The organism is Diaminobutyricimonas sp. LJ205 (assembly GCF_009755725.1).
Lineage (GTDB): Bacteria > Actinomycetota > Actinomycetes > Actinomycetales > Microbacteriaceae > Ruicaihuangia.
In genome coordinates this window covers 598,273-615,176 of record NZ_CP046619.1, presented here as the reverse complement: position 1 = coordinate 615,176, position 16,904 = coordinate 598,273, and the positions used below count along the sequence as shown (strand labels likewise).

The 16,904-nt window shown below is 68.3% G+C and carries 20 protein-coding genes; 3 read left to right on the top strand and 17 right to left on the bottom strand.

The window, feature by feature from the left end; translation table 11 throughout:
* Positions 1-8: 8 nt before the first annotated feature.
* The 6 genes from GO591_RS02950 to paaA are packed head-to-tail and all read right to left on the bottom strand — an operon-like array spanning position 9 to position 4,521.
* The gene (locus GO591_RS02950; protein ID WP_157155444.1) at positions 9-782 is read right to left on the bottom strand and encodes an enoyl-CoA hydratase/isomerase family protein; all 774 of its coding nucleotides are present in this window, start codon (positions 780-782) and stop codon (positions 9-11) included.
* A gap of 33 nt (positions 783-815) precedes the next feature.
* The gene (paaE, locus tag GO591_RS02945; RefSeq protein ID WP_157155443.1) at positions 816-1,904 is read right to left on the bottom strand and encodes a 1,2-phenylacetyl-CoA epoxidase subunit PaaE; all 1,089 of its coding nucleotides are present in this window, start codon (positions 1,902-1,904) and stop codon (positions 816-818) included.
* Position 1,905: 1 nt separating this feature from the next.
* Positions 1,906-2,469 (bottom strand): 1,2-phenylacetyl-CoA epoxidase subunit PaaD, encoded by a 564-nt coding sequence (gene paaD / locus GO591_RS02940; RefSeq protein ID WP_157155442.1) that lies wholly within the window; start codon positions 2,467-2,469, stop codon positions 1,906-1,908.
* The gene (gene paaC / locus GO591_RS02935) at positions 2,463-3,281 is read right to left on the bottom strand and encodes a 1,2-phenylacetyl-CoA epoxidase subunit PaaC (protein ID WP_157155441.1); all 819 of its coding nucleotides are present in this window, start codon (positions 3,279-3,281) and stop codon (positions 2,463-2,465) included. Before paaC ends, paaD begins: the two co-directional genes overlap by 7 nt.
* The gene (paaB, locus tag GO591_RS02930) at positions 3,278-3,583 is read right to left on the bottom strand and encodes a 1,2-phenylacetyl-CoA epoxidase subunit PaaB (RefSeq protein ID WP_157155440.1); all 306 of its coding nucleotides are present in this window, start codon (positions 3,581-3,583) and stop codon (positions 3,278-3,280) included. Before paaB ends, paaC begins: the two co-directional genes overlap by 4 nt.
* Entirely contained in the window at positions 3,583-4,521 is a 939-nt protein-coding gene (gene paaA / locus GO591_RS02925) for a 1,2-phenylacetyl-CoA epoxidase subunit PaaA (RefSeq protein ID WP_157155439.1), read from the bottom strand. Before paaA ends, paaB begins: the two co-directional genes overlap by 1 nt.
* Before the next feature lie 116 nt (positions 4,522-4,637).
* Here paaA and paaI point away from each other — a divergent pair, with 116 nt between their 5' ends.
* Positions 4,638-5,057: a hydroxyphenylacetyl-CoA thioesterase PaaI gene (gene paaI, locus GO591_RS02920; protein ID WP_232466253.1), complete on the top strand. Its 420-nt coding sequence runs from the start codon at positions 4,638-4,640 to the stop codon at positions 5,055-5,057.
* Positions 5,058-5,086: 29 nt separating this feature from the next.
* Positions 5,087-5,683: a TetR/AcrR family transcriptional regulator gene (locus GO591_RS02915; RefSeq protein WP_157155437.1), complete on the top strand. Its 597-nt coding sequence runs from the start codon at positions 5,087-5,089 to the stop codon at positions 5,681-5,683.
* Positions 5,684-5,701: 18 nt separating this feature from the next.
* Here the strand turns inward: GO591_RS02915 and paaZ are convergent, their stop codons facing one another.
* The 3 genes from paaZ to GO591_RS02900 are packed head-to-tail and all read right to left on the bottom strand — an operon-like array spanning position 5,702 to position 9,395.
* Entirely contained in the window at positions 5,702-7,792 is a 2,091-nt protein-coding gene (gene paaZ / locus GO591_RS02910) for a phenylacetic acid degradation bifunctional protein PaaZ (protein ID WP_157155436.1), read from the bottom strand.
* On the bottom strand, positions 7,789-8,652 hold the full coding sequence (locus tag GO591_RS02905; protein WP_157155435.1) for a 3-hydroxyacyl-CoA dehydrogenase family protein: 864 nt from the start codon (positions 8,650-8,652) through the stop codon (positions 7,789-7,791). Before GO591_RS02905 ends, paaZ begins: the two co-directional genes overlap by 4 nt.
* Positions 8,649-9,395 carry an enoyl-CoA hydratase/isomerase family protein gene (locus GO591_RS02900; RefSeq protein ID WP_157155434.1) on the bottom strand — a complete coding sequence of 249 codons (747 nt, stop codon included), beginning with the start codon at positions 9,393-9,395 and terminating at the stop codon, positions 8,649-8,651. Before GO591_RS02900 ends, GO591_RS02905 begins: the two co-directional genes overlap by 4 nt.
* A 260-nt stretch (positions 9,396-9,655) precedes the next feature.
* Between GO591_RS02900 and GO591_RS02895 the strand changes: the two genes are divergently transcribed.
* Positions 9,656-10,390 carry a DedA family protein gene (locus GO591_RS02895; protein ID WP_157155433.1) on the top strand — a complete coding sequence of 245 codons (735 nt, stop codon included), beginning with the start codon at positions 9,656-9,658 and terminating at the stop codon, positions 10,388-10,390.
* Between the two features lie 30 nt (positions 10,391-10,420).
* Here GO591_RS02895 and GO591_RS02890 read toward each other — a convergent pair whose 3' ends face one another.
* The 8 genes from GO591_RS02890 to murI all read right to left on the bottom strand — a co-directional run bounded on the left by GO591_RS02890 (position 10,421) and on the right by murI (position 16,873).
* On the bottom strand, positions 10,421-11,083 hold the full coding sequence (locus GO591_RS02890) for a metal-dependent transcriptional regulator (RefSeq protein WP_157155432.1): 663 nt from the start codon (positions 11,081-11,083) through the stop codon (positions 10,421-10,423).
* Positions 11,080-11,934, bottom strand: coding sequence for a metal ABC transporter permease (locus GO591_RS02885; protein WP_157155431.1), 855 nt, complete (start codon positions 11,932-11,934; stop codon positions 11,080-11,082). The genes GO591_RS02890 and GO591_RS02885 overlap by 4 nt, the downstream gene beginning before the upstream one ends.
* A complete protein-coding gene (locus GO591_RS02880) occupies positions 11,931-12,671 on the bottom strand; it encodes a metal ABC transporter ATP-binding protein (protein ID WP_157157741.1) in 741 nt (246 codons plus the stop codon). Before GO591_RS02880 ends, GO591_RS02885 begins: the two co-directional genes overlap by 4 nt.
* Positions 12,672-12,693: 22 nt before the next feature.
* The gene (locus GO591_RS02875) at positions 12,694-13,629 is read right to left on the bottom strand and encodes a metal ABC transporter substrate-binding protein (RefSeq protein ID WP_157155430.1); all 936 of its coding nucleotides are present in this window, start codon (positions 13,627-13,629) and stop codon (positions 12,694-12,696) included.
* Between the two features lie 153 nt (positions 13,630-13,782).
* Positions 13,783-14,688 (bottom strand): cation diffusion facilitator family transporter, encoded by a 906-nt coding sequence (locus GO591_RS02870; RefSeq protein WP_157155429.1) that lies wholly within the window; start codon positions 14,686-14,688, stop codon positions 13,783-13,785.
* Between the two features lie 24 nt (positions 14,689-14,712).
* On the bottom strand, positions 14,713-15,288 hold the full coding sequence (gene rdgB / locus GO591_RS02865) for an RdgB/HAM1 family non-canonical purine NTP pyrophosphatase (protein WP_157155428.1): 576 nt from the start codon (positions 15,286-15,288) through the stop codon (positions 14,713-14,715).
* The gene (gene rph / locus GO591_RS02860) at positions 15,285-16,010 is read right to left on the bottom strand and encodes a ribonuclease PH (RefSeq protein ID WP_157155427.1); all 726 of its coding nucleotides are present in this window, start codon (positions 16,008-16,010) and stop codon (positions 15,285-15,287) included. The genes rdgB and rph overlap by 4 nt, the downstream gene beginning before the upstream one ends.
* Positions 16,007-16,873: a glutamate racemase gene (gene murI, locus GO591_RS02855; RefSeq protein ID WP_232466252.1), complete on the bottom strand. Its 867-nt coding sequence runs from the start codon at positions 16,871-16,873 to the stop codon at positions 16,007-16,009. Before murI ends, rph begins: the two co-directional genes overlap by 4 nt.
* Positions 16,874-16,904: the final 31 nt, after the last annotated feature.

The window sequence follows — 16,904 nt, the reverse complement described above, 5'->3', positions numbered from 1 at the left end:
CACCCTTGTCAGCCGCGCCCGGTGAACTGCGGCGTGCGCTTCTGCTGGAACGCGGCGAAGCCCTCCCGGTAGTCGTCCGTGGCGCACAGGGCGGCCTGCGCGCGATTCTCCTCGGCGAGCGCATGCCAGAGTCCGATGCGCTTGTCCCGCAGCGTGTTCACCAGTTTCTTGCTGGCCACGAACGCCTGCGTCGGGCCGGCCGCGGCACGCCTGGCGGCGGCACGGGTGGCCTCGAGCACGTCGTCGGCGGGCAGCACCCGTGAGAACAGGCCCGCGGTCACGGCATCCGTCCCGCTCATCAGCTCGCCCGAGTAGATCAGGTCGAGCGTGCGGTGCGCGCCCAGCCGTTCGAAGAACAGCGCGTGCCCGCCCGAGTCGAGGGTGGCGCCCAGGTTCATGAACGGCGAGCCGATCTTGGCGGTGTCGGCGACATAAACCACGTCGGTGGCGATCAGCAGGCCGAGGCCAACGCCCAGGCATGCGCCATGCGCAGCGGCGAAGGTGGGCGCGGGAAAGGCGCTCATCCGCTCGAGCAGCGGGGTGACCAGCCCGTCTAGGTAGCCGAGCACATTGTCCTCGGCCGGATCGACCCGGGAAATGTCGCGGCCGGCACTGAACGCCCGCCCTTCACCGCGCAGCACGAGCGCGCGCACTTCCGCCGCCTCGGCCTCGCGGTAAGCCTCGTCGAGCCCGCCGAGAGCGCTCTCGTTCAGCGCGTTGAGCTTGTCCGGGGCGTTCAGGGTGATTTCGGCGACATCCGAGTCGATGACGAGCTCGATCATTACGGTCCTTTCCTGGTGCTGAACTGGTGCGCGTCAACCGTCGTAGTCGACGACCACGGCCGGGGTCTTCGGGTGGGACTGGCAAGTCAGGATGTAACCGGCGTCAAGCTCATCCGGCTCAAGGGCGTAGTTCTCGGTCATCTGCACCGAGCCCTCGACCAGCTTGGCGCGACACGTGCCACAGACGCCACCGGTGCAGGCGAACGGCACGTCCGGTCGCACTCGCAGGGCGGCGGTCAGCACCGATTCGTGCGCGTCGACGCCGCTCAGCACGGTGGAGCTCTGCCCGTCGAGCGTGAAGTCAATCTTGATTGTCGACTCGCCCTCGTGGATGACCGCCGGACGGGACTGGTTAGGCACCGGCTCCCCCGTGGTGAACAGCTCGAAGCGCACGTGTTCCCGCGGCACGTTGAGCTCGGCGAGCACGTCGCGGCAGAGCTGCACCAGCTCGAATGGCCCGCAGAGGAACCACTCGTCGACACTCGTCGGCGGGATCAACACCTCGAGGATCCGCCGCAGCTTCGCCTCGTCGATCCGTCCTGACAGCAGCGGAGCGGTGCGCTGCTCGCGGGAGAGCACGTGGTGCAGTGCCAGCCGGGACGGGTAACGGTCCTTGAGCTCGGCGAGGTCGTCGAGGAACATCACATCCAGCGAGGACCGGTTCGTGTACAGCAGGCTGAACCGGGACGTGTCGGATGCCGCGAGCACACTGTGCGCGAGGGCCATCAGTGGTGTGATGCCTGAGCCGGCGGCGATGCCGACGATGTGCCGGCCATCGAGTTCCTCGCCGGAGAGCGTGAAGGTGCCCTGCGGGCTCATCACGTCGAGGGTGTCACCTGCACGAAGTTCATTGGTCGCCCAGGTGGAGAACAGCCCGCCGATGTCGCGTTTGATGGCGACGCTGATGCTGCCGGGTGTTGGTGGCCGGCAGATCGAGTAGCTGCGTCTCAGTTCGTGGCCGTCGATGGTGCCGCGCAGGGCGACGAACTGGCCGGGCAGGTAGTCGTAGGCGCCGTGCAGGTGCTCCGGCACCGCGAAGGTGACCTCGATGCTGTCCGCGGTGAGGCGCCTGACCTCGGCCACCTCGAGCGTGTGAAAGCGGCCGCGGCGTTTCTCGGCCACGTCAGAGCACCTTGAAGTAGTCGAACGGCTCCAGGCAGTCGAGGCACTCGTAGAGGGCCTTGCACGAAGTCGAGCCGAACCGGGCGAGCTCGCGGGTGTGCAGCGAGTCGCAGCGCGGGCACTTCACCGACATGGTGAGCCGGACTCTCCGCCGGTCGCGCTCCCCCCGCGGGTCGAGCTTGCCGAGACCGGCCGCGGCACGTCCCGTCGGCGGCGCGATGCCGTACTCGTGCAGCTTGCGCTTGCCCTCGTCAGTGATCCAGTCGGTGGTCCATGCCGGAGCGAGGACGAGCCGCACGGAGACATCATCGAACCCGGCCGCGGCGAGCGCCGCCTCGACGTCGGCTCGGATGGCGTCCATCGCAGGGCAGCCGCTGTACGTCGGGGTGATGGTCACGTCGACGTGTTCACCGGTGACTTCGACCGATCGCAGCACACCCAGGTCCGCGATCGAGATCACCGGGATCTCCGGGTCAGTCACCGTCGCGGCAACGTCCCACGCCGTGCGGGTCAGCGCGGTGTTGGTCAGCGCGGTGTTGGTCAGTCCAGTGGTCGCGGTCACCATTTCGCTCCCGGATGCTGACGGGCCAGCACCTGCATCTCGGCCAGCAGCCGGCCGAGGTGTTCGGAGTGGCGCCCGTGACGACCGCCCCCGCTGGAGCTCGGCCCGGCCGGGACCTCGAGTTCCGCTTCGGTGAGGATGGCGACCACGATCTCGTCGAACGGCTCACGCAGCGACGACGGCGGGACGGCGACCTCCGCGAGAGCGTCGATCAGCGGGTCATCCTGAAACAGCTCGTCGACGTATGGCCACACGTCGGCGAGGGCGACGATCATCCGGCCGCGGGACTCGTCGGTGCCGAGGGCGAGCCGGAGCGTCCACTGGGTGGCGTGGTCGCGGTGGTAGTCGACCTCTTTCACGGCCTTGGCGGCGATTGCGGCGAGGGTGGGATCGGCGGATGTCGTGAGCCTGCGGTACAACTCGTACAGGTAGTGCGCGGCAATCAGTTGCCGGGCGATGGTGTGGGCGAAGTCGCCGTTCGGCTGCTCGAACAGCCAGGCGGAGCGGAATTCGGGTTCGCCGCGGAAGTAGGCGAGGTCGTCTTCGCTGCGTCCGGTGGCGGTGCCGGCGTAGTGCAGCAGCGAGCGGGCGTGGCCGATCAGGTCGAGGGCGATGTTGCCGAGCGCGACATCCTCTTCCAGCTCGGGGGCGTACGAAATCCAGGCGCCGAGCTGCTGCGCGAGGATGAGCGCGTCGTCGCCGAGCCAGAGCGCGTATTCGACCACATCCGGGGACGCCTGCTGGCCGAGGTCTCCGGCCAGTTCGGCGTCCAGGGTGCGCGCATCGACTTCGACGTCGCCGTGCTGGTCGCTCACAGGTGCTTCACCCCCTTGGACTTCTCGTAATACGCGGCGTGCCGGTAGTTCTTGCCAGCCGGGCTCTCGAAGAACGCGCCCTTGGCGTCGGGGTCGCTGGTGGTGATCGCGGCGGCGGGCACCACCCAGATCGACACGCCTTCCCCGCGGCGGGTGTACACGTCGCGGGCGTTGCGCACCGCCATGTCGGCGTCGGGTGCGTGCAGCGAACCGACATGCACGTGGCTGAGGCCACGACCGGCGCGGACGAACACTTCCCAGAGCGGCCACGGCTCGGCGGCGGACTCCCCCGGTGTCGGCATCAGGCCACCCCCCGTGCTTCCTGTCGTCTGGCGTACGCGGCGGCGGCTTCGCGCACCCACGCACCCTCTTCGTGGGCGGTCCGGCGGCGCTGCAGCCGTTGCGCGTTGCACGGTCCGCGGCCGGCGAGCACCTCATGGAACTCGTGCCAGTCGATCTCGCTCATCTCGTACCGGCCGGTCTGCTCATCGAAGCGCAGCTTCGGGTCGGGGAGCACCACGCCGAGCACCTCGGCCTGCGGCACCAGCATCGACACGAACCGTTGCCGCAGCGCGTCGTTCGAGAACCGTTTGATGTTCCACGCCATCGACTGCGCCGAGTTGGGCGAATCGTCGTCGGGCGGGCCGAACATCATCAGGGACGGCCAGTACCAGCGGTTCACCGCATCCTGCGCCATCTCCCGTTGCGCCTCGGTGCCGTTCATCAGTTCGAGCAGGATCTCGAATCCCTGCCGCTGGTGGAACGATTCCTCCTTGCAGATCCGCACCATCGCCCGGCCGTAGGGGCCGAAGGAGCACCGGCAGAGCGGCACCTGGTTGCAGATTGCGGCGCCGTCGACGAGCCAGCCGATCGCGCCCATGTCCGCCCAGGTCGGCGTCGGGTAGTTGAAGATCGAGGAGTATCTCGCCTTGCCCGAGATGAGCTGCTCCATCATCTCGTCGCGGGTGATGCCCAGGGTCTGCGTCGCCGAGTACAGGTACAGCCCGTGGCCGGCCTCGTCCTGCACTTTCGCCATCAGGATCGCCTTGCGCTTCAGGCTCGGGGCCCGGGTGATCCAGTTCGCCTCGGGCTGCATGCCGATGATCTCGGAGTGCGCGTGCTGCGACATCTGCCGGATGAGGGTCTTGCGGTATTGCTCGGGCATCCAGTCCCGGGGCTCGATCCGGCCGTCCTCGGCGATCAATCGATCGAATTGTTCTTGCTCAGGCGAGATCATCATTGACTCCTGCGTTTGCGGGCCGACATTACCGACCGACCATTCAGTTAGTATATGCTGGCGCCATCGACTGGGCAACGATGCCCGGACGCGGTGATCGGCTCGATGAGGAGACGACTGTGACGGATGCCACCCGCATCACCCGCGAGATGATGCAGCGCGACCGCGCCTCGGCCGCCCTCGGCATGGTCGTCGAGCGGGACGAGCCCGGTTATGCGGTCGTGTCGATGGTGGTCCGTGAGGACATGACCAACGGCTTCGAGATCACCCACGGCGGCCTGGTCTTCGCGCTTGCCGACACGGCGTTCGCGATCGCCTGCAACGAAGACGAGAAGGTCACCGTCGCGGTCGGGGCGGACATCACCTTCATGAAGTCGACGACCGTGGGGCAGCGCCTCACCGCCACCGCCATGCGCCGCGCGCTCAGTGGACGCACCGGGCTGTACGACGTGCGGGTGACCGATGAGACCGGCGAGGTCGTGGCTGAGGTCCGCGGCCGCAGCTTCAGCACCAACCGCGCTGCGCCATCCGGGCAGTGACCGTTCGACCGCGTGGCAGACTGAGACAAATGGCGGAGAACGGCGTGCGGCGGGGGCGTCCCGGATACGACCAGGATGGCATCCTCGCGGTGGCCGTCGAGGCGTTCAACGAGTACGGCTATGACGCCACCTCGATGGGCACGCTCGCCGATCGGCTGCGGCTGTCGAAGTCGGCGATCTACCACCACTTCGCCTCGAAGGAGACGATCCTCGAGCGGGCACTCGACCAGGCGCTGCGAGCACTCGAAGCGGTACTGGATGAACCACAGGCCCGCGAGGGTGACGCGACGGAACGCCTGGAGCACGTGCTGCGCCGGGCCGTGCACGTGCTCGTGCAGTTCCTGCCGAACGTGACGCTGCTGCTCCGGGTCCGTGGCAACACCGCTGTCGAGCGGGACGCGCTGCGCCGGCGGCGGGAGTTCGACAAGGCAGTCATCGGGCTGCTCGAGCAAGCCCGCGCCGAGGGTTCGGTGCGCACCGACATCGATGCCCGGGTCGCCGAGCGGCTGCTGTTCGGGATGATCAACTCGATCGTCGAGTGGTACCGCCCGAATGGTCCAGACGACGCCGACCGGCTCGCGGACGACGTGATCGCCGTCGCCCTGGACGGGTTGAAGCACCGCTGATTGAGGAGCGCCGCACTCCTACCCGCTGGTCGAGGAGGCGGGACTCTGCTCCTTCGCGACCAGGGTCAGCACGTCGTACTGGGCGACCAGGTCGTCGTTCTGGTTCTTCAGCACCGCGTCCCAGCGCACCTCGCCGTAGTCCTCGGTCTCGCGCGGCGTGATCTGCTTCGCGGTCAGCTCCACCCGGATCGAATCCCCCGGCGATACCGGGGTCAGGAACCGCAGGTTCTCGAGACCGTAGTTGGCAAGCACCGGTCCTGGCGCCGGCTCCACGAACAGTCCCGCCGCCCACGCGATCAGCAGGTACCCGTGCGCAACGCGCCCAGGGAAGAACGGGTTCGCGGCGGCGGCCTCCTCATCCATGTGCGCGTAGAACGTGTCCCCGGTGAACTCGGCGAAGGTCTCGATGTCCTCGAGGGTGACCTCGCGCGACGGGGACACCACCTGGTCGCCGAGTTGCAGCTCGGCAAGGCTCTTCCGGAAGGGATGCGTCCCGCCCGACTCGGATGCCGCCCCCGGGTGCCAGATGCCGGTCAACTCGGTGAGGATCTCAGGTGTGCCCTGCACCGCGGTGCGCTGCATGTAGTGCAGCACTGAGCGGATGCCGCCGAGTTCCTCACCGCCGCCGGCGCGGCCGGGTCCGCCGTGCACCAGGTGCGGCACCGGCGACCCATGCCCGGTCGAGGTGCGGGCATCATCGCGGTTGAGGAACAGCACCCGCCCGTTGAACGCGGCCATCCGGCCGAGCAGTTCGGCGGCGACCGCGGGGTCGTGGGTGGCGACACTCGTGACCAGCGACCCGCCACCGCGGCCGACGAGCCGGGCGGCCTCGGGCACCGAGTCGTAGCCGATGATGCTCGCGACCGGCCCGAACGCTTCGATCGCGTGCACGGCTGAGGCATCAGCATCCGCGAATCGCACCAACAGCGGAGACAGGAACGCGCCATTCGGCACCGGCCCGCGGCTGCCGTCGGCGCGTACCACCTCGGGGGCGCTGGTCGCTCCGATGACGATCCGGCCGCCGGCTTCCTCCAGCTTGGCGACCTGGGCGAGCACCTCGTCGCGTTGTGCGATCGAGGCGAGCGGTCCCATGGTCACGGTCTCATCGCGCGGGTCGCCGACGATCACTCGCTCGTCGACGCGCGCACGGACTGCGTCGATCACGGCGTCGACGGATTCCGCTGGCACAATCGCCCGGCGGATCGCGGTGCACTTCTGCCCGGCCTTGGCGGTCAGCTCGGTGACCAGCTGCTTGACGTAGGCGTCGAATTCGGGGGTGCCCGCGGTCGCGTCGGGGCCGAGGATCGACGCGTTGATCGAGTCGGTCTCGCTGGTGAATCGCACCCCGCCGGTCCGCACGGACTCGTGCTGGCGCAGACGCTCCGCGGTCGAAGCCGAGCCGGTGAACGAGACCGTGTCGCCCAGCGTCAGGTGCTCGAACAGGGTGGGCACCGTCCCGGACACCAGCTGCAGCGAGCCCTCGGGCAGCAGTCCCGCGTCAGCCAGGATGCGCACGAACGCCTCGGCGAGGTAACCGGTCGGGGTGGCTGGCTTCACCACGGTTGGCATGCCGGCGAGGAACGCCGGCGCGAACTTCTCCAGTGAGCCCCAGACCGGAAAGTTGAAGGCATTGATCTGCACGGCGACCCCGTGCAGCCGCGTGTAAAGGTGGCGGCCGAGGAACGAGCCATCCTTCGACAGCGATTCGGCGGGTCCGTCGACGTAGACGGTCGCGTTCGGCAGCTCGCGGCGTCCCTTCGAGGAGTAGGTGAACAGCACGCCGATGCCGCCGTCGACATCGATCCAGGTGTCGGCTTTGGTGGCGCCGGTGCGGCGAGACAACTCGTACAGCTCGTCCTTGCGTTCGGTGAGCGCCAGCGCGAACTGCTTGAGCAGCAGCGCCCGCTGGTGGAAGGTGAGCGCGCCGAGGCTCGCCTGCCCGGTGTCGCGCGCGTATTCGAGTGCCGCGCCGAGGTCGAGGCCTTCGGTGGACACCCGGGTGACCAGCTCGCCGGTCGAGGCATCCCGGACCGGGGTGGCCCCGGGCAGCGCCTCCGGGCCGGGCGCCCACCATTCGCCGTTCACGAAGCTGGGCAGGATCTCGCTCATCGCATCTCCTCGTTGGTCCAGTGGTAGAAGCCTTCGCCGCTCTTTCGGCCGAGTTTGCCCTCGGCGACCAGGCGGCGCAGCAGTTGTGGCGGCTCAAATCGGGGCCCGAGCTCGGCGTGCAGGTATTCGGCGATCGCCAGTCGCACGTCCAGTCCGACCAGGTCGGTCAGCCGCAGCGGGCCGATCGGATGCTTGTAGCCGAGCACCATGGCGGTGTCGATGTCATCCGCGCTGGCGACGCCGGCCTCGAGCATCCGGATCGCCTCGAGCGCCAGCGCGACGCCGAGCCGCGAGGACGCGAAGCCCGGGGCATCCGTGACCGTGATCGGGGTCTTGCCGATATCGAGAACCCAGCCGCGCACGGTCTCGGCGACCGCCGGATCGGTCGCGGGGCCGGTGACGATCTCGACGAGCGCGGAGGCAGGGACCGGGTTGAAGAAATGCATCCCGAGGAAGCGCTCCGGCCGGCGCAGCTCGGCCGCGAGGGAACCGATCGAGATCGAGGAGGTGTTGCTGGCGATCATCGCGTCGTCGGGCAGCCGCTCTTCCACCCGGCGGAGGGCGTCGGCTTTCAGCGCGGGGTCTTCGGGCACCGCTTCGATGACGAGCCCGGCATCGGCAAACGAGGCGACGTCGGTGCCCACCGACAGGGCGTCGCGGAGTTCGTCGGCAGCACGGTCGGTGGCCTGCCGGCGGACGCTTTCGACGATGGAAAGCTCGATGCGGTCGGCGGCGGAGGCGGCTGCCGTCTCGTCCCGGTCGATGACGGTCACCCGTGCGCCGGCGAGGATGAAGGCGTGCGCGATACCGGCCCCCATGCGTCCGCCGCCGAGCACTCCGACATGCGACGGAATTGTCATCGCGCCCTCCGCTCGAGGAACTCGGTCATCCGGCGGAGTTTCTCGGCGCTTTCGAACAACACCGCCTGCTCCTCGGAGTCCACCCGCGGGTGGGCGTCGGCCGGCGCGAGGAACACGCGTTTGGTGGCCCGGGTGGCGGCCGGGTCGTTGGCGGTGATCCGATCAGCGAGCGCGTGGGCGGCGTCGAGCAGCTCGTCGGCGGGGTGGATGGCGGAGATCAGTCCCGCGGCGAGCGCCTGCTCGGCGTCGAGCGGCCGCCCGGTGAGCAGCAGTTCGAGGGCGAGAGCTTCGCCGACGATTTCCCGTAGCCGCCAGCTGGCACCGGCGGCCGCGATGATGCCGAGGCCGGTTTCGGGGTTGCCGATTTTCAGACGCGGGGTGCCTATCCGCAGGTCGGCCGCGTAGGCCAGTTCGGCGCCACCACCGAGGGCGTAACCGTCGAGTGCGGCGATCACCGGTGCGGGCAGCCTGCGGATGCGAATGAAGGCGTTGGCGTTGATCGCGCGGTGCGCGTCATCTGCCCTGCGGTCGCGCAGTTCCCGGATGTCGGCACCTGAGGCGAATGTGCCGCCGGCGCCGGTCAGGATGAGGATCTGCGGATCACGCTCGAGCTCGTCGCAGAGCGCGTGCAGCGCGTCGATCATGTCGTGGTTGATGGCGTTCCGCACCTGCGCGCGGTTCAGCGTGGCCACGATGCGGTCGGCACGGCGCTCGAGCAGGAGCGGCGGCTGTTCGTCTGCCATCGTGACCACCCCGTCGTCGATAACTGCCGCCCGCGAATAAGTGACCGAACGTTCAGGAAATGATTATGGCACATTCGGTGGTCGAGGTCTCGGCCAGCTCGACCAGCGGGAGGGGCTCGTTTCGCGGAGCGCGCTCGACCCGCGAGACGGGACGAAATGGGGGGATACCCCTACGCGAATGGGGTGCCGCGACTAGTACGCTGACGAAAGGCTCTCGTTTGGGCATCCGTCACTCCCCTTCATCGTCTGGAGTTTCCTGCATGGTTCCTGCCGCTCTGTTCCCGTGGCTCGATCCGGAGACCCTGATCACCGGCTTCGGCGCGTTCGCGGTGATCGGCGTCTGCCTGATCGTGTTCGCTGAGACGGGGCTGCTGGTCGGGTTCCTGCTGCCGGGCGACACGCTGCTGATCATCACCGGACTGTTCGCGTTCCACCCCGGGCTCGGGATGGACATCTGGTGGGTGTGCCTGGCGATCGGTTTCGCGGCGTTCCTCGGCGGTGAGGTCGGCTATTTGATAGGCCATAAGTTCGGGCCGAAGGTGTTCGAACGCAAAGAGAGCGGCCTGTTCAGTCGCGAGAACGTGGTGCGCACCAACGCGTTCTTCCACCGCTTCGGCGGACTGTCGGTGATCCTCGCCCGGTTCGTGCCGATCCTGCGCACGTTCGTGCCGGTCGCCGCTGGCGTTGGCCATATGAACTACAAGAAGTACACCCTGTACAACTTCGTCGGCGCGATGATCTGGGGCGCCGGGCTCACCTTGTTCGGATACCTGCTCGGCTACATCCCGCCGGTGGCCGACTTCGTGCGCGGCTACATCGACGTGATCCTGATCGGCGCGGTCGTGCTGACCCTGATCCCGACGATCTACCACTACGTGCAGTCGGCCAGGAAGGCGAAGAAGGCGCTGCGCGACAGCCCCGAGCCGCTGACCGACGAGGACATCGTTCTCGACCCGGCGTACTTCGACCAGGACCCGAAGAACGACCCGCGCTAGGCAGCCACCCCGGCCAGCCGACGCGCTCAGCTAGTCAGCGACCCAGATCGACTCGCGCGCCTGCGCACCGAGGTCGTGGTCGGTGTCGCCGACCCGCACCGTGAACGCTCCGCCGAAGGGCGCGTGGCCGACGACGTTGAGCTGCGCGCCGACGACGATGCCCTCCGCATGCAGGTGCCGGAGCAACCGCGGGTCCCGGTCACTGACCCGGACCACCCGTACAACTGACCCGGCCTCGACGGCGTCGAGCACCACCGCGTGCGGCACCACCACGTCGCCGTCACGCGGGATCGGATCGCCGTGCGGATCGGCATCCGGGTAGCCGAGTTTCTCGTCGATGCGCTCGAGCAGCCGGTCACTCAGCGCGTGTTCGAGCACTTCGGCTTCGTCGTGCACCTCGTCCCAGCGGTAGCCGAACTCGCGCACCAGCCAGGTCTCGACCAGGCGGTGCTTGCGCACCATGCCGAGCGCTAGCGCCCGGCCCGCGTCGGTCAGGGTGATCGCGCCGTACTTCTCGTGGCTGACCAGCCCCTGCGCGGACAGCTTCTTCACCATTTCGGTGACGGAGGACGCCGCCAGCCCGAGCCTCGCGGCCAGCACCGACGGGGTGATCGGTTCGGACTGCCACTCGGTGTGGGCGTAGATGGTCTTCACGTAGTCTTCGACGACCACGGATGTCGTCGCCGCGATCATGCCGGCACCTCCCGTCGGGCGCGGGCCCAGTTCACCAGGACTCCCCCGCGCGGGCCGAACAGGTAGGCCAGAGCGAATGCCGCGGACTGCGCGAGCACCACCGCACCGCCGGTCGAGGCATCGAGGTAGTAGCTGGTGTACAGGCCGACCAGCGCGGCGATCACGGTGACGACGACGCTGTAGAGCAGCATCCGGTCGAATCGTTTGGTCAGCAGATAGGCGGTCACGCCGGGGGTGATCAGCATGGCCACGACGAGGATGATGCCCACCGCCTGCAGTGCCACGACCACCGTGAGCGCCAGCAGTCCGAGCAGCAGGATCGACAACCAGCGGGTGTTGATGCCGATCGCATTGGCGTGGCCGCGGTCGAAGGCGTACAGGGTGAGGTCGCGGCGTTTCACCAGCAGCACGGCGCAGGCGATCGTCCCGATCACGACAACCTGCCAGATGTCCGCGTCGCTGACGCCGAGCACGTTGCCGAAGAGGATGTGGCCGAGGTCGGTCTGGCTGGGAGTCTTCGAGATGATCACCAGGCCGAGCGCGAACAGTGCCGTGAAGACGACGCCGATGGCGGCATCCGATTTGATCTTCGTTGTCGCGCGCACTCCGCCGATCAGGGCGACCGCGCCGGCGCCGAAGATGAAGGCACCGACTGCGAACGGCCAGCCGAGGATGTAGCTGATGGCGACCCCGGGCAGCACGGCATGCGAGACGGCGTCGCCCATCAGCGACCAGCCGATCTGCACCAGCCAGCAGCTGAGGATGGCGCAGGTGACCGCGGCGATCAGGGTGACCAGGATCGCCCTGGTCATGAACTCGAACTGCAACGGGGCGAGGATCCAGTCGATCATGCGGCCGGCTCCAGTCCGAACACGCGGCCGAGGTTGTCGGCGTTGAGGGCCTCCTCGGGCGGGCCGTGGAAGAGCACCCGGTTCTTCAGCAGCACAACGTCGTCGACGAGATTCGGAACCCCGGCCAGGTCATGCGTGGAGATCAGGATGCCGCGGCCCTCGTCGCGCAGCTCGCGAAGCAGTTCGCTGACGGTCGCCTCGGAGGCCTTGTCCACCCCGGCGAACGGTTCGTCGAGCAGCAGCAGCTGGGCCTCCTGCGCGATCGCGCGGGCGACGAACACGCGCTTGCGCTGCCCGCCACTCAGTTCGCCGATCTGCCGGTTGGCGAGGTCGGCGAGACCGACCCGGTCGAGGGCGTCGGCGACGGCCTGCTTGTCGATCGCGTGCGGGCGTCGGGTAATGCCGAGCCGGCCGTAGCGGCCGGTCATCACGACATCCCGAACCGAGAGCGGGAAGTCCCAGTCGACGTTCTCGGATTGCGGCATGTACGAGACCAATCCTTTGGCGCGGGCCTTGGCCGGGTTGTCGCCGAACAGCCGGATCCGCCCGGTGGTGGGCTTGACGGTGCCCATCAGCGCGCCGAACAGCGAGCTCTTGCCGGAGCCGTTCATGCCGAGCAGACCGGTGATGCGACCGGCATCGAGCTCGAGGTGCACATCGGCGAGCGCCTGCACGGTGCCGTAGCGCACCGCGAGGTTCTGGACTTCGATCACGCTGGCCGGTTTGGTGCTGGGCATGTCGCCGCTGGCCACCCTCTCGTCAACCACGGAGCCCCTCCGCGATCAGGTTCACGTCGTAGCGGAGCAGATCGAGGTAGCTCGGCACCGGCCCGCCGGACTCGCTCAGCGAGTCGACGTACAGGTTGCCGGCGAACTCGGCGCCGGATTCGCGGGCGACCTGCTGCTGCGAGGAGTTGTTCACGGTGGTCTCGCAGAACACCGCCGGCACCTTGCGCTCCCGCACGACCTCGATCGCCGAGCGGATCTGTTGCGGTGTGCCCTGGGTGTCACTGTTCACCGGCCACAGGTAGGCCTCGTCCAGGCCGATGTCGCGAGCGAGGTAGCTGAACGCGCCCTCGCAGGTGACCAACATCCGGTGATCTGCGGGCAGGGAAGCGACCACTGCGCGCAGCTCGTCGGCCAGCGCCTGCAGCTCGGCCTGGTAGGCGTCGCCGTTCGCGCGGAACTCGGAGGCGGCATCAGGCACCAGGTCGCTGAGCGCGGTGACGATGTTGTCGACGTAGGCCTGCCCGGCGAGCGGCGACATCCAGGCGTGCGGGTTGGGCAGGCCCTCGTAGTCGCCGGTGGAGATGTTGATCGGCTCGATGCCTTCGCTGAGCACGACGTGCGGCACATCGAGGGTGCCGACGAAGTCCTCGAACCAGCGTTCGAGGCCGAGGCCGTTGTCGAGGATCAGGTCAGCGGATGCCGCGGAGCGCAGGTCGGACGGGGTGGGCTCGTAGCCGTGGATCTCGGCGCCGACCTTGGTGATCGAGTCGACCTGGATGGCGTCGCCGCCGACTTCGGCAACCATGTCGGCGATCACGGTGAAGGTGGTGAGAACCAGCGGCTTGCCGCCGTCGGCTCCGGCGGTCTCGCTGCCGTTCGCGCTCGGGCCCGCACAGGCGGCCAGCAGCCCGGTCGCGGCAACCGCCGCGGCAAGGTTTCGGAAGGCTCGCCCTCGAGTTTTCGGCATACCGAAATCTTAGGCGGCTCGGGCCCACGCTGTCGACCCATCCCGCCCGTTACTGCCCGCGAACCGCCGCGAACACGCGGAATGGCCCGGTTATACCCCGCATTTGCGACGGTTGACGCGGTGAGAAGGGTGGCGAGGTTGAGGGCGCCGCGGTTACGGGTGTCGCGGTTCCTCGTGCTCGGCGTGTTCTGCCGGTTCGAGCTGGAAGGTCGAGTGCGCCACATCGAAGTGGTCGGCCAGGCACGCACCGAGCTGATCGAGGACGACCCCGGTGCGTCCACTCCGGAACACCTCGGTCTCGACGACCACGTGCGCCGAGAACACCGGCGATCCCGAGGTGATCGCCCACACGTGCACGTCGTGCACATCGACGACTCCGGATGCCCCGAGCAGATGTTCGCGGATCTCGGTGACGCTCATCCCAGCCGGCGTCGACTCGCTCAGCACGTGCACGACGTCACGCAGCAGCAGGAACGCGCGCGGCAGGATCAGCGCGGCGATCACGAGCGAGGCGATCGGGTCGGCCTGCTGGAGGCCGGTGAGCAGGATCACCAGCGCGGCGAGGATTGCCGCGACCGAGCCGACCAGGTCGCCGAGCACCTCGAGGTAGGCGCCGCGCATGTTGATCGACGACTCGCGACGGTCGCGCAGCACGAGCAGCGCGGCCACGTTCGCCAGCAGGCCGATCGCTGCCACCACGAGCATGGGACCGGCGAGCACCTGCACCTCGCCCGGCTCGAGCAGTCGCCGCACGCCCTCGACGGCCACGAACACCGCCACCACGGCGAGGATGACACCGTTGATCAGCGCCCCGAACACCTCAGCCCGCTGGAAGCCGTAAGTCTGCCGATCGTTCGCCGGCCGGGCGGCGACGGCGGTGGCGATCAGGGCGACGACCAGCCCGATCGCGTCCGAGAACATATGCCCGGCATCGCCGAGCAGCGCGAGCGATCCGGTCAGCCAGGCGCCAGCCACCTCGACCACGAGGAACACCACGACGATCGCCAGGGCGATGCCCAGTCGGCGTCGATTCGCGGTGGAGTGGTGGTCGTGGCTCACCCCATCAGGCTAGCCCGGCGGGAGTCACCCGAGCCGCTCGCGCACCACCGGCATGATCGCCGCGAAGGCCCGCGCCCGGTGGCTGATCGCGTTCTTCTCGTCCGGGGTGAGCTCGGCCGACGAGACGTCGTGCCCCTCCGGCTGGAAGATCGGGTCGTAGCCGAATCCGTGAGCTCCGGATGCCTCTTGCAGCACGTTCCCGGGCCAGACACCCAGCTCGACGTGCTCGAACGTCCCGTCGACGAAGGCTGCGGCGCACTCGAATGCGGCGGAACGGTCCGAGACATCCGCCAGATTCTTCAGCAGCAGCGCGTTGTTGTCCCCGTCGTTGCGGGTACCGGCGTAACGGGCGGAGTGGATGCCGGGCTCGCCGTCGAGGGCCGCGACCGAGATGCCGCTGTCATCGGCGAGCGCGGGCAGCCCGGTGTGCGCGGCCGCCGCACGCGCCTTGATCAGCGCGTTCTCTTCGAAGGTCGCGCCATCCTCGACTGGTTCCGGTCCGTCGTAGCCGATCAGGTCGTGCTCGCCGAGGGCGGGACCGAGGATGCGGCGCAGTTCCTCGACCTTGTGGGCGTTGTGGGTGGCGAGCACGATCTTCATCGGGCGAGCGCTCCCAGCTGCAGCTTGGTCAGCTCGGTCGTGCCTGCGACACCGAGGTCGAGCAGCGCGTTCAGCTCGTTGCGGTCGAACGGAGCACCCTCGGCGGTGCCCTGCACCTCGACGAACAGTCCGCGACCGGTGACGACCACGTTCATGTCGGTCTCGGCGCGGACGTCCTCGACGTAGGCGAGGTCGAGCATCGGCGTGCCGTCGATGATGCCGACGCTGACCGCGGCAACCGAGTCAATCAGCGGGGTGGCCTTCTGGCCGATGAACTTCTGCTCACGGGCCCACTCGATCGCGTCGACCAGGGCGACGTAGGCGCCGGTGATCGCGGCGGTCCGGGTGCCGCCGTCGGCCTGCAGCACGTCGCAGTCGATGACGATGGTGTTCTCGCCGAGCGCCTTGGTGTCGATGATGGCGCGCAGCGAACGGCCGATCAGGCGGGAGATCTCGTGGGTGCGGCCGCCGATGCGGCCCTTGACGGCCTCACGGTCCATGCGGTCGTTCGTGGAGCGCGGGAGCATCGCGTACTCGGCGGTGACCCAGCCCTTGCCCTTGCCGGAGAGCCAGCGCGGCACGCCGTTGGTGAACGAGGCCGTGCAGAGCACCTTGGTGTCGCCGAAGGAGATCAGCGCGCTGCCTTCTGCCTGCTTGCTCCAGCCTCGTTCGATCGTGATCGGGCGCAGCTGGTTCGCCTCGCGGCCGTCTTTGCGGGTCATTCGTTCACTCTTTCGTCAATGCGGTCGGTTGGCACAGTTGGCACCGGGATGGTCCCGGTTTCGAAGGTCTCTACGCGGGTCACCTCGGGGCCGAGGAAGCGCGCCGCAAGCTGCAGGAACTCGCTCTTGTTCGCACCCGTCGCCTCGAACAGGTGCGCAGGCGCCACGGCGTCGGTGCGAAGCAGGTTGTGCTTGAGCAGGGAGCGATACACGTCGTACGAGGTCTCCTCGGCGCTGGAGACGAGGGTCACCTTGCGGCCCATCACGTACTGGATGGCCGCCGACATCAGCGGATAGTGGGTGCAGCCGAGCACCAGGGTGTCGACATCCGCTTCCTTCAACGGGTGCAGGTACTCCTCCGCAACCGCGAACAGTTCTTCACCGCTGGTGATCCCCGCCTCGACGAACTCGACGAATCGCGGGCAGGCTTGGGTGAATACCTCCAGGTCGGGGTCGGCGATGAACGCGTCCTCGTACGCCCGGGACTTGATCGTGCCTTCGGTGCCGATCACGCCGATCCGCTTGTTCCGGGTCTTGCGCACCGCGGCGCGCACGGCGGGCTGGATCACCTCGATCACCGGGATGCCGTGCCCCTCGGTGAACCGTTCGCGGGCGTCGCGGAACATCGCCGCCGACGCGGTGTTGCAGGCGATGACCAAGGTCTTGACGCCGGCCGTCACCATGTCATCGAGCACGGCAAGGGCGTACTCGCGGACCTCGGCGATCGGCTTGGGCCCGTACGGCGAGTGCGCGGTGTCGCCGACGTAGAGGATGCGTTCGTTCGGCAGCTGATCGATGATCGAGCGCGCCACGGTGAGTCCGCCCACTCCGCTGTCGAAGACTCCAATTGGTGCGTCGGTCACGGCATCCAAGCCTACCTGTGGCCGCAGATAG

Excerpts from the sequence above, each read along its gene's own strand:
- GO591_RS02950 (WP_157155444.1), bottom strand. The coding sequence starts at position 782 with ATGATCGAGCTCGTCATCGACTCGGATGTCGCCGAAATCACCCTGAAC.
- paaD (WP_157155442.1), bottom strand. The coding sequence starts at position 2,469 with ATGGTGACCGCGACCACTGGACTGACCAACACCGCGCTGACCAACACC.
- paaB (WP_157155440.1), bottom strand. The coding sequence starts at position 3,583 with ATGCCGACACCGGGGGAGTCCGCCGCCGAGCCGTGGCCGCTCTGGGAA.
- paaA (WP_157155439.1), bottom strand. The coding sequence starts at position 4,521 with ATGATGATCTCGCCTGAGCAAGAACAATTCGATCGATTGATCGCCGAG.
- GO591_RS02915 (WP_157155437.1), top strand. The coding sequence starts at position 5,087 with ATGGCGGAGAACGGCGTGCGGCGGGGGCGTCCCGGATACGACCAGGAT.
- paaZ (WP_157155436.1), bottom strand. The coding sequence starts at position 7,792 with ATGAGCGAGATCCTGCCCAGCTTCGTGAACGGCGAATGGTGGGCGCCC.
- GO591_RS02905 (WP_157155435.1), bottom strand. The coding sequence starts at position 8,652 with ATGACAATTCCGTCGCATGTCGGAGTGCTCGGCGGCGGACGCATGGGG.
- GO591_RS02900 (WP_157155434.1), bottom strand. The coding sequence starts at position 9,395 with ATGGCAGACGAACAGCCGCCGCTCCTGCTCGAGCGCCGTGCCGACCGC.
- GO591_RS02895 (WP_157155433.1), top strand. The coding sequence starts at position 9,656 with ATGGTTCCTGCCGCTCTGTTCCCGTGGCTCGATCCGGAGACCCTGATC.
- GO591_RS02890 (WP_157155432.1), bottom strand. The coding sequence starts at position 11,083 with ATGATCGCGGCGACGACATCCGTGGTCGTCGAAGACTACGTGAAGACC.
- GO591_RS02885 (WP_157155431.1), bottom strand. The coding sequence starts at position 11,934 with ATGATCGACTGGATCCTCGCCCCGTTGCAGTTCGAGTTCATGACCAGG.
- GO591_RS02880 (WP_157157741.1), bottom strand. The coding sequence starts at position 12,671 with ATGCCCAGCACCAAACCGGCCAGCGTGATCGAAGTCCAGAACCTCGCG.
- GO591_RS02875 (WP_157155430.1), bottom strand. The coding sequence starts at position 13,629 with ATGCCGAAAACTCGAGGGCGAGCCTTCCGAAACCTTGCCGCGGCGGTT.
- rdgB (WP_157155428.1), bottom strand. The coding sequence starts at position 15,288 with ATGAAGATCGTGCTCGCCACCCACAACGCCCACAAGGTCGAGGAACTG.
- rph (WP_157155427.1), bottom strand. The coding sequence starts at position 16,010 with ATGACCCGCAAAGACGGCCGCGAGGCGAACCAGCTGCGCCCGATCACG.